General features: G+C 65.6%; 15 protein-coding genes. 11 read left to right on the forward strand and 4 right to left on the reverse strand.

What is annotated here, in order from left to right:
- Positions 1 to 39: 39 nt before the first annotated feature.
- Positions 40 to 816, reverse strand: a complete 777-nt coding sequence (yaaA, locus tag AVME950_RS12315) for a peroxide stress protein YaaA (protein WP_284430038.1) — start codon at positions 814 to 816, stop codon at positions 40 to 42.
- A 115-nt stretch (positions 817 to 931) separates the two neighbouring features.
- The gene (locus AVME950_RS12320) at positions 932 to 4189 is read right to left on the reverse strand and encodes an Rne/Rng family ribonuclease (protein ID WP_284430039.1); all 3258 of its coding nucleotides are present in this window, start codon (positions 4187 to 4189) and stop codon (positions 932 to 934) included.
- Here AVME950_RS12320 and AVME950_RS12325 point away from each other — a divergent pair.
- The 5 genes from AVME950_RS12325 to AVME950_RS12345 all read left to right on the forward strand — a co-directional run bounded on the left by AVME950_RS12325 (position 4173) and on the right by AVME950_RS12345 (position 7911).
- Complete coding sequence (locus tag AVME950_RS12325) at positions 4173 to 4361, forward strand: hypothetical protein (RefSeq protein WP_272567848.1); 189 nt, start codon at positions 4173 to 4175, stop codon at positions 4359 to 4361. The two genes, AVME950_RS12320 and AVME950_RS12325, sit on opposite strands and share 17 nt — an antisense overlap.
- A 407-nt stretch (positions 4362 to 4768) precedes the next feature.
- A complete protein-coding gene (locus tag AVME950_RS12330; RefSeq protein ID WP_284430040.1) occupies positions 4769 to 5782 on the forward strand; it encodes an RluA family pseudouridine synthase in 1014 nt (337 codons plus the stop codon).
- Between the two features lie 5 nt (positions 5783 to 5787).
- On the forward strand, positions 5788 to 6456 hold the full coding sequence (locus tag AVME950_RS12335; protein ID WP_284430041.1) for an HAD family hydrolase: 669 nt from the start codon (positions 5788 to 5790) through the stop codon (positions 6454 to 6456).
- Positions 6457 to 6495: 39 nt separating this feature from the next.
- Positions 6496 to 6870 carry a Rieske (2Fe-2S) protein gene (locus tag AVME950_RS12340; protein WP_284430042.1) on the forward strand — a complete coding sequence of 125 codons (375 nt, stop codon included), beginning with the start codon at positions 6496 to 6498 and terminating at the stop codon, positions 6868 to 6870.
- Positions 6871 to 6873: 3 nt separating this feature from the next.
- Positions 6874 to 7911 carry a S49 family peptidase gene (locus AVME950_RS12345; RefSeq protein WP_284407055.1) on the forward strand — a complete coding sequence of 346 codons (1038 nt, stop codon included), beginning with the start codon at positions 6874 to 6876 and terminating at the stop codon, positions 7909 to 7911.
- Between the two features lie 90 nt (positions 7912 to 8001).
- On the opposite strand, the gene AVME950_RS12350 is transcribed toward AVME950_RS12345, so the two are convergent.
- Positions 8002 to 8781, reverse strand: coding sequence for an SAM-dependent methyltransferase (locus AVME950_RS12350; protein ID WP_284430043.1), 780 nt, complete (start codon positions 8779 to 8781; stop codon positions 8002 to 8004).
- The gene (locus AVME950_RS12355; RefSeq protein ID WP_284430044.1) at positions 8778 to 9377 is read right to left on the reverse strand and encodes a Maf family nucleotide pyrophosphatase; all 600 of its coding nucleotides are present in this window, start codon (positions 9375 to 9377) and stop codon (positions 8778 to 8780) included. Before AVME950_RS12355 ends, AVME950_RS12350 begins: the two co-directional genes overlap by 4 nt.
- A gap of 25 nt (positions 9378 to 9402) precedes the next feature.
- Between AVME950_RS12355 and AVME950_RS12360 the strand changes: the two genes are divergently transcribed.
- From AVME950_RS12360 to fabG, 6 genes are all read left to right on the forward strand, one after another.
- Positions 9403 to 9954 (forward strand): YceD family protein, encoded by a 552-nt coding sequence (locus tag AVME950_RS12360; RefSeq protein WP_284430045.1) that lies wholly within the window; start codon positions 9403 to 9405, stop codon positions 9952 to 9954.
- A gap of 99 nt (positions 9955 to 10053) precedes the next feature.
- A complete protein-coding gene (rpmF, locus tag AVME950_RS12365; RefSeq protein WP_092744121.1) occupies positions 10054 to 10236 on the forward strand; it encodes a 50S ribosomal protein L32 in 183 nt (60 codons plus the stop codon).
- A 108-nt stretch (positions 10237 to 10344) separates the two neighbouring features.
- A complete protein-coding gene (plsX, locus tag AVME950_RS12370) occupies positions 10345 to 11397 on the forward strand; it encodes a phosphate acyltransferase PlsX (protein ID WP_284430046.1) in 1053 nt (350 codons plus the stop codon).
- Complete coding sequence (locus tag AVME950_RS12375; protein ID WP_272567863.1) at positions 11397 to 12374, forward strand: beta-ketoacyl-ACP synthase III; 978 nt, start codon at positions 11397 to 11399, stop codon at positions 12372 to 12374. Before plsX ends, AVME950_RS12375 begins: the two co-directional genes overlap by 1 nt.
- Positions 12375 to 12424: 50 nt before the next feature.
- Positions 12425 to 13384 carry an ACP S-malonyltransferase gene (gene fabD, locus AVME950_RS12380; protein WP_284430047.1) on the forward strand — a complete coding sequence of 320 codons (960 nt, stop codon included), beginning with the start codon at positions 12425 to 12427 and terminating at the stop codon, positions 13382 to 13384.
- Positions 13381 to 14133 (forward strand): 3-oxoacyl-ACP reductase FabG, encoded by a 753-nt coding sequence (gene fabG / locus AVME950_RS12385; RefSeq protein ID WP_284430048.1) that lies wholly within the window; start codon positions 13381 to 13383, stop codon positions 14131 to 14133. Before fabD ends, fabG begins: the two co-directional genes overlap by 4 nt.
- Positions 14134 to 14212 lie beyond the last annotated feature (79 nt).

Raw genomic sequence — 14212 nt, forward strand, 5'->3', positions numbered from 1 at the left:
GTCGATCGTCGGGGCCGGGGGGCGCGGGGCCATCCGCCCTCAGGCGGCCTTGCGGCGGAACACGAGCCGCTCCGGCGTGGAGGCGGCACTGGCGAAAGCATAGCCTTCCAGGTCAAAACCCTCGAGCTGGCGCGGTGTGGTCACCTGGTGCTGGATGGCATGGCGCGCCATGAGCCCGCGCGCCCGCTTGGCGTGGAAGCTGATGATCTTGTAGGCCCCGCCTTTCCAGTCCTCGAACACGCACTCGATGACGCGCGCCTTCAGCACCTTGCGGTCCACCGACTTGAAGTATTCCTGTGACGCCAGGTTGACGACCACCGGCGTGGCGTCTGCCGCCAGTTGCCGGTTGAGGTGCTCCGCAATCGACGCGCCCCAGAACTGGTACAGGTTGGCGCCCGCATCGGTGGCGAGCCGGGTGCCCATTTCCAGGCGGTAGGGCTGCATGCGGTCCAGCGGGCGCAGCACGCCGTACAGGCCGCTCAGGATGGCGACATGGCGCTGGGCCCAGTCCAGCTCATCCAGCGTGAGCGAGCGGGCCTGCAGGCCTTCGTACACATCGCCGTTGAAGGCCAAAACGGCCTGGCGCGCATTGGCCGCGGTGAACTTCGGACGCCATGCGGCATACCGCGCCACGTTCAGCGCGGCCAGCGGGTCGCTGACGCCCATCAGGGCGGCAACGTCCTGCGGCGACTTCTGCCGCAGCACTTCGATGAGCCGGGTGGACTGGGGGACGAACTGCGGCAGCGTGTGCCCGACGCCTTCGGGCAGGGGCGTGTCGTAGTCCAGGGATTTGGCGGGAGACAGCAGGAACAGCATGGGGGTCGCGATGGTCCGGTGACCTCGGAGGGGGAAGTGGAAAGCCCGGCGGCGGGCTTTCCAGCAAAGACGACAACCGGCCCGGGGCATTGCACCGCGGGCCGGCGGCGCCGCATCAGGCGGCAGGCGGCTGCTCGAACGGCAGCGTCAGGTCGCGCAGGTCGCGGCGCGTTTCCACCAGCACCAGCGGGCCTTCATCGATCGCCACCACTGGGGGGCGTTCGCGCGGCACATGGACCGGGCGCGGTTCGGCCGCGATGGCGGCCTGCGCGGCGGCGATCTTCTCCGCATCGGAGTTGACCCACTGCAGGCCCGAGGTCTGGGCGACCTGGTTCAGCTCGTCCACCGGCAGGGTGAATGCCTGGACCCGTGGCATGGCGCCATTCGGCTGGGCAGGGGCTGCGGCTTGGGCTGGAGCGGCGGCAGCAGGCTGCAGCACGGGGGCTGGCGCCACCGGAGCCACTGGGGCCGCCGTGGAGGCCACCGGCGCGACCGGGGCCGCTACCGCAGCGGGGGCCGCGACGGGGCGCGGGGCGACCGGCGCAGGCGCCACCGGCTCCACGGCAGGCGCGCGGGGCACTGCCGATTCCAAGGGCGCATCGGTGGCTGGTGCGGCGACGGGCTCGTGGGCCTGCGGCGCGGTGGCAGCGGACGCGTTGAAGTAGCTGCGGCGTGCGGGTTCCTGCGAGGCTTCGGCGGACGCGCTGTCGGCAGGGGCCGTCGCGCTGACATCGAAGTCCATCAGGTTGCCCGCGGGCTGCTCCTGCTCCGCACCGTTTTCACGCGGAGCCCGCTCGCCACGCTCGCGGCGGTCACGGCCGTAACGGTCGCGCGACCGGCGTTCACGGCGCTCATCGCCTCCGGCGGCGGGTGCGGCCGGGGGGGCGTCGTTGCCGGTCAGGTCCAGGTCGGGCAGGGACGCCATGGGGGAGGTGTCCACGAAGTCCGCCACGGGGCCCTGGCCTGCGCCGGCGGCCTCGTCGACGCGGGGAGCGCGTTCACCACGCCCGCCACGCTCGCCGCGGCCACCGCGCTCGCCGCGTTCGCGGCGGGGGCCGCGCTCGCTGCGTGCGGCTTCCACGGGTTCGCCGGCACCGTCCAGGGTGACCGAAGCGGTCGCAGGCAGCGCTGCGCCGGTTTCGGCGTTCAGCGGGGCCTGGCGGGGCTCGCCGTCCCGGCCGCGGCCGCGGCCTTCGCGTGGCTCGCGGGGTTCACGGCCCTCGCGGGGTTCGCGGCCTTCACGGGGCTCGCGCCCGCCATTGCGGGGTTCGCCTTCCGGACGGCCCTCGCGGCCTTCCCGGCCACCACGTGCTTCGCCGTCGCGCGGTCCGCGGCCATTGCCGTTCCCGTTGCGTGGGGCTTCGCCCTCCGGGCGCTCCGCACGGCCGTCACGGCCATCGCGGCGGCCACGGCCTTCGCCATTGCCTTCCCGTTGGCCGTCGCGCGAGCCATTGCGCTCGCTGCCGTTGCGTTCACCGCGGCGGCCGCGTTCGCCGCCACGGCCTTCACGCCGGCCTTCCCGTGCGGGCTCGGCCACCGGTGCCGGTGCCGGCGCGGCCACGGGGGCCGGGGCACGTGGGGGCTCGCCGAAACCGAACAGGCTCTTGAGCCATGCGAAGAACCCTTGCTCCTGGGGCGCGGGCGCCACGGCCGGCGCGGGGGCCGGAGCCGGGGTGGCCGCCGCAGCTGCAGCGGCGGCCGCTGCCGCGGGCCGGCTGTGCGACGGGTTGCGGGCCGCGCCTTCCGGACGGGGCTCGGCGATCGGCGCCGGCGCGTCGGGCAGCACGCCCTTGATCACCGGGGTCTGCTTGTTGGTGGGCTCCTGCGAGCGGCGCGTGACGGCGGTGGGGTCTTCCACTTCTTCGACGAGCTTGTAGCTGGCATCGATGTGGTCCAGGCGCGGGTCGTCGTGCTTGAGGCGCTCGAGCTTGTAGTTCGGCGTCTCCAGGGTCTTGTTGGGCACCATCAGCACGGTCACGCGCTGCTTGAGTTCGATCTTGGCGATCTCGGGGCGCTTTTCGTTGAGCAGGAACGAGGCCACTTCCACCGGCACCTGGCAGTGCACGGCGGCCGTGTTGTCCTTCATGGACTCTTCCTGAATGATCCGCAGGATCTGCAGCGCCGACGATTCGGTGTCGCGGATGTGGCCCGAGCCGCCGCAACGGGGGCAGGGGATGGAGGAGCCTTCGCTCAGCGCGGGCTTGAGGCGCTGGCGGCTCATCTCCATCAGGCCGAACTTGCTGATCGTGCCGAACTGCACGCGGGCGCGGTCCTGGCGCAGGGCGTCGCGCAGCCGGTTTTCCACTTCGCGGCGGTTCTTCGACTCTTCCATGTCGATGAAGTCGATCACGATCAGGCCGCCCAGGTCGCGCAGGCGCATCTGGCGGGCCACTTCGTCGGCGGCCTCCAGGTTGGTGCGGGTGGCGGTTTCCTCGATGTCGCCGCCCTTGATGGCGCGGGCGGAGTTCACGTCCACGCTCACCAGCGCTTCGGTGTGGTCGATCACGATGGCGCCGCCGGAGGGCAGGGTCACGGTGCGGGCGTAGGCCGACTCGATCTGGTGCTCGATCTGGAAGCGGCTGAACAGCGCGGCGTCGTCGCGGTAGCGCTTGACCTTGCCGGCATGCTCGGGCATCACGTGCGCCATGAACTGGTGCGCCTGCTCGTAGATGTCGTCCGTGTCGATGAGGATGTCGCCGATATCGCCGTTGAAATAGTCACGGATCGCGCGGATCACCAGGCTCGACTCCTGGTAGATCAGGAAGGCGCCCTTGCCGCCCTTGGCCGCGCCGTCGATGGCGGTCCAGAGCTTGAGCAGGTAGTTCAGGTCCCATTGCAGTTCAGGCGCCGTGCGGCCGATGCCGGCGGTGCGCGCGATGATGCTCATGCCCTTGGGGTACTCGAGCTGGTCCATCGCTTCCTTGAGCTCGGCCCGGTCTTCGCCCTCGATGCGGCGCGACACGCCGCCACCGCGCGGGTTGTTGGGCATCAGCACCACATAGCGGCCGGCCAGCGACACGAAGGTGGTCAGAGCAGCGCCCTTGTTGCCGCGCTCTTCCTTCTCGACCTGCACCAGCAGTTCCTGGCCTTCGCGGATCACGTCGTTGATGCGCGCCTGGCTGACCGAGACGCCTTCGGCGAAGTACTGGCGGGAGATTTCCTTGAAGGGCAGGAAGCCGTGGCGGTCTTCGCCGTAGTCGACGAAGCAGGCTTCCAGCGAGGGCTCGACGCGGGTGACCACGGCCTTGTAGATGTTGCCCTTGCGCTGCTCGCGCCCTTCGATCTCGATTTCGTAGTCCAGCAGCTTCTGGCCGTCGACGATGGCCAGGCGGCGTTCTTCGGGCTGCGTGGCGTTGATGAGCATCCGCTTCATGATGGGATTCCTTTTCGTTGTCGGCCGGGCGGCGCGCAGCGAAAAAGCTGCATCGGCGCGCGTCCCGACCATTCAAACCAATGACACAGGCTCTTCAGGAGCCATGGATGCCAGGGCCGACGCGTTGAAACGAAGGGAATTGCCGCAAAGCCACGCGGCTGCGAAGCACTAGCTTCGCAGTCGTGGCGGGGGCGCGTGGATGGGGGCGAGGGGAAATGTGTGCAGCGTTGCCATGAAAGACTTGGCTGATGGCGCGGGCTGCACGGGCGATGCCGGCGATTGCGGAGCCCATGCCGAAGGCAGGCGCCTTCGCCAAAGGGTCACAATCCATGCCAACAATGCCCACATGTTTTCGCTTTGATCCGCCCGCAGAACCTGCCTGTTGGGCGGCCTGCGGACTGGGGATTCCGGTTTCGGTGTTTCAATTTGTCAGCCGGCCGCGCGGCGTGGGAGCCACCACAGGCATCTGGCCTGCAATCTGCGCACACGACACCCGTTGGCATCGACCTGCCTGCGCGGCTTGCAAGGTTGCGTGGACTAAACTCCAGACAAATCAACCACTTACAGAACATCGCGCAGGTGAAACACATTATAGGGGGCAAACCGGCGACGGACCGTGCCCCGAACCCCGCCCCCGCTGCAGCCCGCATCGTCGAAGTCGACGAGGACTCTGCCGGCCAAAGGCTCGATAACTTTCTGATACGCCATCTGAAGGGCGTCCCCAAAACGCACGTGTACCGCATCATCCGCAGCGGCGAAGTGCGCATCAACAAGGGCCGCGCCAGCGCGGACACCCGGGTCGCCACGGGCGATCAGGTGCGCCTGCCGCCCGTGCGCATCTCGGACAAGGTGGCTGAGAAGGCCGAGCGCCCGGCGCCGGCCCGCGAATTCCCCATCCTGCTGGAGGACGACCACCTGATCGCCATCGACAAGCCCGCGGGCGTGGCGGTGCATGGCGGCAGCGGCGTGAGCTTCGGCGTCATCGAGCAGTTGCGGCAGGCACGTCCCCAGGCAAAGTTCCTGGAACTCGTGCACCGCCTGGACCGCGAGACCTCGGGCATCCTCCTCGTGGCCAAGAAGCGTTCCGCGCTCACGCATCTGCAGGACCAGTTCCGGGAGCGGGAAACCGGCAAGACCTACCTGGCCCTGGTGCCCGGCACCTGGGCCGCCAACAAGAAAGTGATCGACACGCCCCTGCACAAGTATCTGCAGGCCGATGGCGAGCGGCGGGTGCGGGTGACCACGCCGGAAGACCCGGACGGCATGCGCTCCATCACCCTCGTGAAAGTGCGCAGCCACCTGCCGGCGCGCGCGGCCGAGGGGCTGCCGGCCATGAGTCTGCTGGAAGTCACCATCAAGACCGGACGCACCCACCAGATCCGCGTGCACCTGGCCAGCCAGGGCCATGCGATCGCGGGCGACGACAAATACGGCGACTTCGAACTCAACAAGCGGCTGCACAAGCACGGCCTCAAGCGCATGTTCCTGCATGCGTGGCGGTTACAGTTCGCTCATCCCTCCCACGGCGAGCGCATCGAACTGCGCGCAGAGTTGCCGCCTGATCTGGCGCAATTCACCGCCGCCACTGCCTGAACACCATGCCCACGACTCCACGCCGCCGCTTCGACCTCATCGCTTTCGATTGGGACGGCACCCTGTACGACTCCACCGCCATCATCGTGCGCTGCATTCAGGACTCCGTGCGCGACGTCGGCGGCACGGTTCCGACCGACCAGGCCGCGGCCTGGGTGATCGGCATGGGCCTCATGCAGGCGCTGACCCACGCCGCACCCGACGTGCCGCCGGAAAGACACGCCGAACTGGGCAACCGCTACCGCTATCACTACCTCAAGCACCAGGACGATCTGAGCCTGTTTGCCGGCGTGCTGCCCATGCTGGAAGACCTGCGTGCACGAGGGCACTTGCTGGCCGTGGCGACCGGCAAGAGCCGGCGCGGCCTGGACGAGGTGCTGCACACCGTGGCGCTGCGGGGCATGTTCGATGGTTCGCGCACGGCCGACGAAACCGCTGGCAAGCCGCATCCGCTCATGCTCCAGGAATTGATGGCCGAGTTCGATGTGGCGCCGGAACGCGTGTTGATGATCGGCGACACCACCCACGACCTGCAGATGGCCCTGTCGGCCGGGTGCTCCAGCGTGGGAGTGAGCTACGGAGCGCACGAGCCCGGCGAGTTCGACAGCCTCCAACCCCTGGCCGTCATGCATTCCGTACCGGAACTGCACGCCTGGCTTTTGCGGCACGCCTGACGCTGCAGCCGCCCGCCAGCCCATCGTCGGTACCTTGCCATGGCCCCTTCCTTGCAACCCATTGACCTGTGCCCCAGCGCCGATCTGGTGGACGGCGGGCAGGCCGTTGCTTTCGATGTTTTATACGCCGGCCAGGCCTGCCGCGCCTTTGCCGTGCGCTTCGAAGGCCGGCCCCATGCCTACCTGAACCGTTGCACGCACGTGCCGATGGAAATGGACTACCAGGCGGACCGATTCTTCGACGACACCGGCCAGTGGCTGCTGTGCGCCACGCACGGCGCCGCCTATCGGCCCGATACGGGCGCTTGCGCGGGTGGCCCGTGCCGCGGTGGCCTGGTGAAGATCCAACTCTCCGAAGGCCAGGGCGTAGTGCGCTGGCATACTGAACCCCACTTGCAACCTGTCGAATTCTGACAAATGACCGAACCGACCCGGCCCGAACCTTTTGGTTCTGGGCAGACTCCCCCGCCAGCGCCCGATCTGTGGGCACAGACTGCTACTGAAAAAGAAGCAAAAGACCCTGCGAAGATGCCAGGCTGGGAGCGTGACGTGTTGGAAAAGCTGGTGTTCGCGACCTTGTCCGAGCAGCGCTCCGCACGCCGCTGGCGCATTTTTACCCGGTTGGCGTGGCTGGTCTTCCTGATTGCCGTGGCCTGGGTGTTGCTGGCGCGCGACGCTACCAGCACGAGCAAGAGCACGCCCCACACGGCGGTGGTGGACATCAAGGGTGAGATCGCCGCGGGGGCCGAAGCCAGCGCCGAGTTCGTGGTGGCGGCCATGCGCAGTGCCTTCGAAGACTCCGGATCGCAGGCCGTGGTGCTGCTCATCAACTCGCCGGGCGGCAGCCCGGTGCAGGCCGGCATCATCAATGACGAGATCATTCGCCTGAAGGCCAAGTACAACAAGCCCGTCTATGCCGTGGTGGAGGAAACCTGCGCATCGGCCGCCTATTACATCGCCGCCGCCGCCGACGAGATCTACGTGGACAAGGCCAGCATCGTCGGCAGCATCGGCGTGCTGATGGATGGCTTCGGCTTCACCGGCACGATGGAAAAGCTGGGTGTGGAGCGTCGCCTGCTGACGGCGGGCGAGAACAAGGGCTTCCTCGACCCGTTCAGCCCGCAGACCGAAAAGCAGCGCGCCTATGCGCAGGCCATGCTGGACCAGATCCACCAGCAGTTCATCCATGTGGTCAAGGAAGGGCGCGGCGATCGGCTCAAGCCCACGGCGGACACCTTCAGCGGCCTGTTCTGGACCGGCCAGCAGGCGGTGGAGATGGGGTTGGCCGACCACCTGGGCAACCTCGACTATGTGGCACGCGAGGTCGTCAAGGCGGAAGACATCATCGACTACACCCGCCGCGACAACGTTGCTGAGCGGCTGGTCAAAAAATTCGGCGCTGCCATGGGCCAGACGGCCGTGCAGGCCATCAAGGGCGCACCGGCCATCCGCTGAGGGCTCGCTATCCGGGCCTGCCGCCGGGCCGGGCTCGGTGCCCGGCGGTCCGGATGAGCGGTTGGAATCCCGGAGATCTGTTGATCGGGCCTAGCGCCCGATGGCAAAGACGGCCGGTATCCGGTTATCGGGCACTTCCATTTGCTGTCGCCATAGGCGCACGAGCCGGCTTGCCGTGCGCGCCTGCGGCAGTGTGAGCCCGCTGGCAATTGCCAGCCGGGTATTGGGCCGCAAGGTTTGTACCAGGGCCTGCCACAGCGCGGCGTTGCGGTACGGGGTCTCGATGAACAGTTGCGTTTGTCCCTGCTTGAGCGCCAGGGCTTCCAGTTCGCGGATGCGCTGGGTGCGCTGGGCCGGATCCTGCGGCAGGTAGCCTGCAAAAGCAAAACCCTGTCCATTGAGACCGCTCGACGCCAGCGCCAGCAAGAGCGACACGGGGCCTACCAGTGGCACCACCCTCAGCCCGCAATCGTGCGCGGCACGCACCACGGAGCTGCCAGGGTCCGCCACCGCAGGCATGCCCGCCTCGCTCACCAGGCCCATGTCGTTGCCCGCCAAAGCGGGCGTCAGCAACGTGCGGGCGTCGAAGGTCACATGGCCGTCTGCACCATGGTCGCCTTTCTTGTGCACTTCGCGCGGCAACTCGTCGATCTGCTGCGACTGCAGCGGCAGCTTCAGGGGGAACAACGCATCGACGCGCTTGAGGTATGCGCGGGTACTCTTGGCGTTCTCGCAGATCCAGTGGGTGATTTGCGACGCCGCCTGCAATGTCGCGGCAGGCAGTGATTGATCCAGGGGGGCTTGGATGTCGCAGCCGAAGTCGAGCGGTGCGGGCACCAGGTAGAGCGTGCCGGTCGATGCGGCTGTCATGGCAGTTCCATTCCGGCGGCGCGCAACATGCGACAGGTCCGGATCAGCGGCAGGCCGATCAGCGCTGTCGGGTCATCGCTTTGGATGCTGTCGAGCAGGCTGATGCCCAATCCTTCGCTTTTGGCGCTGCCGGCGCAGTCGTACGGTTGCTCGGCGAGCAGGTAGCGCTCGATCTCCGCATCGGACAGGTCGCGGAAGCGAACTTCCACCGGGGCCAACTCCACCTTTTCAAACCCCGTGGCGGCGCAAACCACTGCCACCGCGGTCTGGAACACGACGCTGTGGCCCCGCATCCGTTGCAGCTGGGCGACCGCTTTCTCGTGTGTGCCGGGCTTGCCCAGCGGTTGTCCCGAGAGATCCGCCACTTGATCGGATCCGATCACTACGGCGTCCGGGTGGGCCGCAGAAACGGCGCGGGCTTTGGCCATGGCCAGCCGCAAGGCGAGGGTGCTGGGCGCCTCGCCGGCGTGGGGTGTTTCGTCGACATCGGGCGCTGCGACATCGAAAGGCAGACGCAGGCGGGAGAGCAGTTCGGCCCGGTAGCGGGAGGTCGAGCCCAGCACCAGACGGCGGGGCAGGGAAGGGGATTGAGGCATGCGCTGATTCTCTTACACTGCCGCCATGACCAAGGAATTCTCCCCTCAGCGCCTCGATGTCAAAGCCTTCGCGCAGGCGGGCGGTCACCTGTCCGGCCATGACTCCCTTTTGAAGTACGAACGCCTGGCCCAGGAAGCCAAGGGCCTGCACCCGGATCTCATGGTGGATTGGGCGGTTGACGGCGAAGTGCGCAGCACGCATGGCATCGGCGGACAGATCTGGCTGCGGCTCACAGTGAACGCGGCGCTTCCCATGACTTGCCAGCGCTGCCTCGGATCGGTGGACGTGCCGCTTCAGGTGCAGCGTGAGTTCCGTTTCGTGGCGGATGAAGCCACGGCGGAAGCGCTGGACGACGAGAGCGATGAAGACCTGCTGGCCTTGAGCCGCGAGTTCAATCTGCGAGAGTTGATCGAAGACGAGCTGCTCATGGCATTGCCTCTGGTGCCGCGGCACGACGAATGCCCAGCCCCCGTGCCAATGGAATCCAGCGACGAGGATTTCGAAGAGGCCAGCGCGCAAAAGCCCAACCCTTTTGCGGCACTGGCAGCCTTGCGAAAAGACAAGGCGGAAGACTGAAAACCGTTTGGGCTATAATCGAGGGCTTCGCGCGAATCCCCCTCGTGTCTTTATGGGCTGATCGCGTTTTTACCAACCCTTCAAGACTCAGGAGCCACCATGGCTGTTCAGCAAAACAAAAAATCCCCTTCCAAGCGCGGTATGCACCGTTCGCATAACGCTCTCAACGTGCCTGGCACGGCTGTTGAGCCCACCACCGGCGAAGCCCATCTGCGCCACCACATCAGCCCCAACGGTTTCTACCGTGGCCGCCAAGTGCTGAAGAACAAGTCTGAAGCCTGATTTAACTCGCGCGCCGAGGCCCGCTGCTACGAAATTGGTAGCGCGGGCCTTTGTTTTGTTCGCTGTATTTTCACTTCCGGTCGTTTTCTGCGGTCGGACAAGTCGCCCATGATCACACTGGCTGTTGACTGCATGGGGGGCGATCACGGCCCCCGCGTCACGCTAGCGGCGTGCCGCCAGTTCCTAGAAAATCATCCCGAAGCCCGTTTGCTCCTTGTCGGTCAGCCCGAAAGCCTGAAGGATTTCAAGCACGATCGGGCTGCTGTCACCCCTGCCAGCGAGGTCGTCACCATGGATGATCCGGTGGAGATTGCCTTGCGCCGCAAAAAGGATTCGTCCATGCGCGTTGCAATCCAGCAGGTCAAGGATGGGACCGCTCAGGCCGCCATTTCTGCGGGCAATACGGGTGCTTTGATGGCCATCGCCCGCTACCTCCTGAAAACCCTGGACGGAATCGACCGCCCCGCGATTGCGACCCAGATACCCAATGCCAAGGGTGGTGCCACGACCGTGCTGGATTTGGGCGCCAATGTGGATTGCACCGCTGAGCATCTACTCCAATTTGCCGTGATGGGCTCGGCCCTAGTGTCTGCGCTTCAAGAGGGTTCGGAGCCCACCGTTGGCTTGCTCAACATCGGCGAGGAAGCAATCAAGGGTAGTGAAGTCATCAAAAAAGCGGGTGAATTGTTGCGTACGGTAGGTAACTCTGGCGATCTTCGTTTTTTTGGCAATGTGGAAGGCAACGATATCTTCAAGGGCACGGTCGATATCGTGGTTTGTGACGGTTTCGTGGGGAATGTGGCTCTCAAGGCCAGCGAAGGCGTAGCCTCCATGATCGTCGGAGGGCTCAAGCAGGAGTTCAAGCGCAATATCTTTACCAAACTGGCGGCAGTTGTGGCTTATCCGGTGCTATCTGCTCTCATGAAGCGGATGGATCATCGGCGCTACAACGGGGCAGCGTTGCTAGGGTTGCGTGGATTGGTGTTCAAAAGTCACGGATCGGCGGACGCCATGGCTTTCGAGCAGGCTTTGAACCGGGCGTATGATGCAGCCCGCAACAACCTGCTCGACCGCGTCCGGACGCGGGTGGCGCATGCTGCGCCCTTGCTGGCGCCTTCGGATGCCCAGCCTGTCAACACCGCCGTCGGGTCCCCATATTGATGAGACGCTACTCCCGCATCACAGGCACTGGCAGCAGCCTGCCTCCTCGTCGTCTGACCAATGCCGACCTCGTGGCCGAGTTGGCTCAGCGCGGTGTGGAGACATCGGACGAGTGGATCGTCGAGCGCACCGGCATCCGGGCGCGCCACTTCGCGGAGCGCGATGTCTGCAGCAGCGATCTGGGGCTGGAGGCTTCTCGCAATGCGCTGGAGGCGGCTGGAGTTCAGCCGCAGGACATCGATCTGATCATCGTCGCCACGTCCACGCCGGACATGGTTTTCCCTTCGACCGCCTGCATCTTGCAAAACAAGTTGGGGGCCAATGGATGCCCGGCTTTCGATGTGCAGGCCGTCTGCAGTGGTTTCGTGTATGCGCTGACCGTGGCAGACGCCATGATCCAGTCCGGCAGCGCTCGCCGCGCCCTTGTTGTGGGTGCGGAGGTATTCAGCCGCATCCTCGATTTTGATGACCGCACCACCTGCGTGCTGTTCGGCGACGGCGCAGGCGCCGTGGTACTGGAAGCTTCGGAAACTCCTGGCATCCTGTCGAGCGATCTGCATGCCGATGGCCGGCATGTGGGCATTCTGTGCGTGCCGGGCAACGTCTATGGCGGGCAGATTCTGGGTGACCCGTTGCTCAAGATGGATGGCCAGGCCGTTTTCAAGCTGGCTGTGGGTGTGCTGGAAAAGGCAGCCCGTGCTGCCCTGGAGAAGGCCGGCCTGACCGATGCGGACGTGGACTGGCTGATCCCTCACCAAGCCAATATCCGCATCATGCAAAGTACGGCGAAGAAGCTGGGCCTGTCGATGGACAAGGTGGTCGTCACCGTAGACCAGCATGGCAACACTTCGGCGGCGTCGATTCCCCTGGCACTCGATCATGCGGTTCGCACCGGCCAGGCCAAGCCCGGACAGACGTTGCTTCTGGAGGGCGTGGGAGGCGGTTTTACATGGGGTGCGGTGCTCCTGAAGCTGTAGCTTGAAACGCTGAAAAATTAAGCGGTGAAGGCGGTTTTGACCATTCGTTTATGACGACCAAAAAATCTTTTGCATTTGTTTTTCCCGGCCAGGGCTCCCAGTCGGTCGGCATGCTGGATGCCTGGGGCGACCACCCTGTGGTGGCGCAAACCCTGCAGGAGGCTTCCGACGCCCTGGGCGAAGACATCGCACGCTTGATTCATGAGGGCCCGAAAGAAGCGCTTTCGCTGACGACCAATACCCAGCCGGTCATGCTCGTCGCTGGCGTGGCCGCATGGCGCGCATGGGTCTCGGAGGGCGGTGATGTCCCGGCAGCGGTGGCCGGCCACTCGCTCGGCGAATATTCGGCGTTGGTGGCGGCAGGGGTGCTGACGCTGGCGCAGGCCGCGCCGCTCGTTCGTCTGCGTGCTGCCGCCATGCAGGAGGCAGTTCCCGTCGGTGTGGGTGCCATGGCTGCCATTCTGGGCATGGATGCACACAAAGTGATCGAAGGTTGCGCTGCGGCGGCGGCATCTTTCGGTGTGGATGGCGGTGAAGTAGTGGAGGCCGTGAATTTCAACGACCCCATCCAGACCGTGATTGCGGGCACGAAAGCCGGCGTCGACAAGGCGTGCGAACTGTTGAAGGCATCTGGCGCTAAGCGTGCGTTGCCCTTGCCGGTATCCGCTCCTTTTCACTCCAGCCTAATGAAGCCGGCAGCCGAGAAATTGCGGGAGGCCCTGTCGGCGCTTTCCTTGGCGGCCCCGCAGATCCCAGTCGTCAACAACGTGGATGTCGCGGTCCGGCAGGAGGCGGATGCCATCCGCGATGCGCTGTACCGCCAAGCCTTCGGTCCGGTGCGCTGGGTGGAGTGCGTGCAGGCGCTCAAAGCCCGCGGCGTGACGCATCTGGTGGAGTGCGGCCCTGGAAAGGTGCTGGCGGGCTTGGCGAAGCGCATCGATCCAGAGCTGGTCGCTGCTTCTATTTATGACCCGGCCACGCTGGCCGAAACACGAGCATTGTTGGCATGAGCGATACTCCTTCGTTGAATGAAAAGCCCCAGGTAGCGCTGGTCACTGGCGCATCGCGCGGCATCGGCGCTGCCATCGCGGCCGTGTTGGCGGCCCGTGGTTATTTGGTGATCGGTACCGCGACGACGGATGAGGGCGCTCAGCGCATCTCTCAGGCACTGTCGTCCGGCGGCGGCCACGGTGTGAATCTGAACGTCACGGATGTGGCGGCTGTCGATGCGTTGATCGACACCATCGTGAAGCAGCATGGTGGTTTGCATGTGCTGGTGAATAATGCTGGCATCACCCGCGACACGTTGTCCATGCGCATGAAGGACGACGACTGGGATGCGGTCATCGACACCAATCTGAAGGCCGTGTTCCAGGTGAGCCGCGCCGTCATTCGACCCATGATGAAACAGCGCTTCGGTCGCATCATCAACATCACCAGCGTGGTGGGGTCGGCAGGCAATCCCGGCCAGGCCAACTATGTGGCAGCGAAGGCGGGCGTGGCAGGCATGGCGCGTGCCCTTGCCCGTGAACTGGCCAGCCGGGGCATTACCGTGAACTGCGTGGCCCCTGGCTTCATTGCGACCGACATGACCGCGCAACTCCCTGCCGAGCAGCAGCAATCGCTGCAATCGCAGATTCCAATGGGCCACATGGGCCGCCCAGAAGACATTGCCCATGCGGTTGCCTATCTGGCATCGGCAGAGGCTGGTTATGTCACGGGTCAGGAGTTGCATGTCAATGGCGGCATGTACATGTAATTGAGCAAAGTTAGCGCCGATTCATCGCGACGGCGGGCTGGTAGGGGACTGATCCCGAAGCAGCTAGAATCGCGGATTC

Origin of the sequence: Acidovorax sp. SUPP950 (genome assembly GCF_030158935.1) — a bacterium.
GTDB lineage: Bacteria > Pseudomonadota > Gammaproteobacteria > Burkholderiales > Burkholderiaceae_C > Paracidovorax.

Excerpts from the sequence above, each read along its gene's own strand:
- yaaA (WP_284430038.1), bottom strand. The coding sequence starts at position 816 with ATGCTGTTCCTGCTGTCTCCCGCCAAATCCCTGGACTACGACACGCCC.
- AVME950_RS12325 (WP_272567848.1), top strand. The coding sequence starts at position 4,173 with ATGAGCATCCGCTTCATGATGGGATTCCTTTTCGTTGTCGGCCGGGCG.
- AVME950_RS12320 (WP_284430039.1), bottom strand. The coding sequence starts at position 4,189 with ATGAAGCGGATGCTCATCAACGCCACGCAGCCCGAAGAACGCCGCCTG.
- AVME950_RS12335 (WP_284430041.1), top strand. The coding sequence starts at position 5,788 with ATGCCCACGACTCCACGCCGCCGCTTCGACCTCATCGCTTTCGATTGG.
- AVME950_RS12340 (WP_284430042.1), top strand. The coding sequence starts at position 6,496 with ATGGCCCCTTCCTTGCAACCCATTGACCTGTGCCCCAGCGCCGATCTG.
- AVME950_RS12345 (WP_284407055.1), top strand. The coding sequence starts at position 6,874 with ATGACCGAACCGACCCGGCCCGAACCTTTTGGTTCTGGGCAGACTCCC.
- AVME950_RS12350 (WP_284430043.1), bottom strand. The coding sequence starts at position 8,781 with ATGACAGCCGCATCGACCGGCACGCTCTACCTGGTGCCCGCACCGCTC.
- AVME950_RS12355 (WP_284430044.1), bottom strand. The coding sequence starts at position 9,377 with ATGCCTCAATCCCCTTCCCTGCCCCGCCGTCTGGTGCTGGGCTCGACC.
- AVME950_RS12360 (WP_284430045.1), top strand. The coding sequence starts at position 9,403 with ATGACCAAGGAATTCTCCCCTCAGCGCCTCGATGTCAAAGCCTTCGCG.
- rpmF (WP_092744121.1), top strand. The coding sequence starts at position 10,054 with ATGGCTGTTCAGCAAAACAAAAAATCCCCTTCCAAGCGCGGTATGCAC.
- plsX (WP_284430046.1), top strand. The coding sequence starts at position 10,345 with ATGATCACACTGGCTGTTGACTGCATGGGGGGCGATCACGGCCCCCGC.
- AVME950_RS12375 (WP_272567863.1), top strand. The coding sequence starts at position 11,397 with ATGAGACGCTACTCCCGCATCACAGGCACTGGCAGCAGCCTGCCTCCT.
- fabD (WP_284430047.1), top strand. The coding sequence starts at position 12,425 with ATGACGACCAAAAAATCTTTTGCATTTGTTTTTCCCGGCCAGGGCTCC.
- fabG (WP_284430048.1), top strand. The coding sequence starts at position 13,381 with ATGAGCGATACTCCTTCGTTGAATGAAAAGCCCCAGGTAGCGCTGGTC.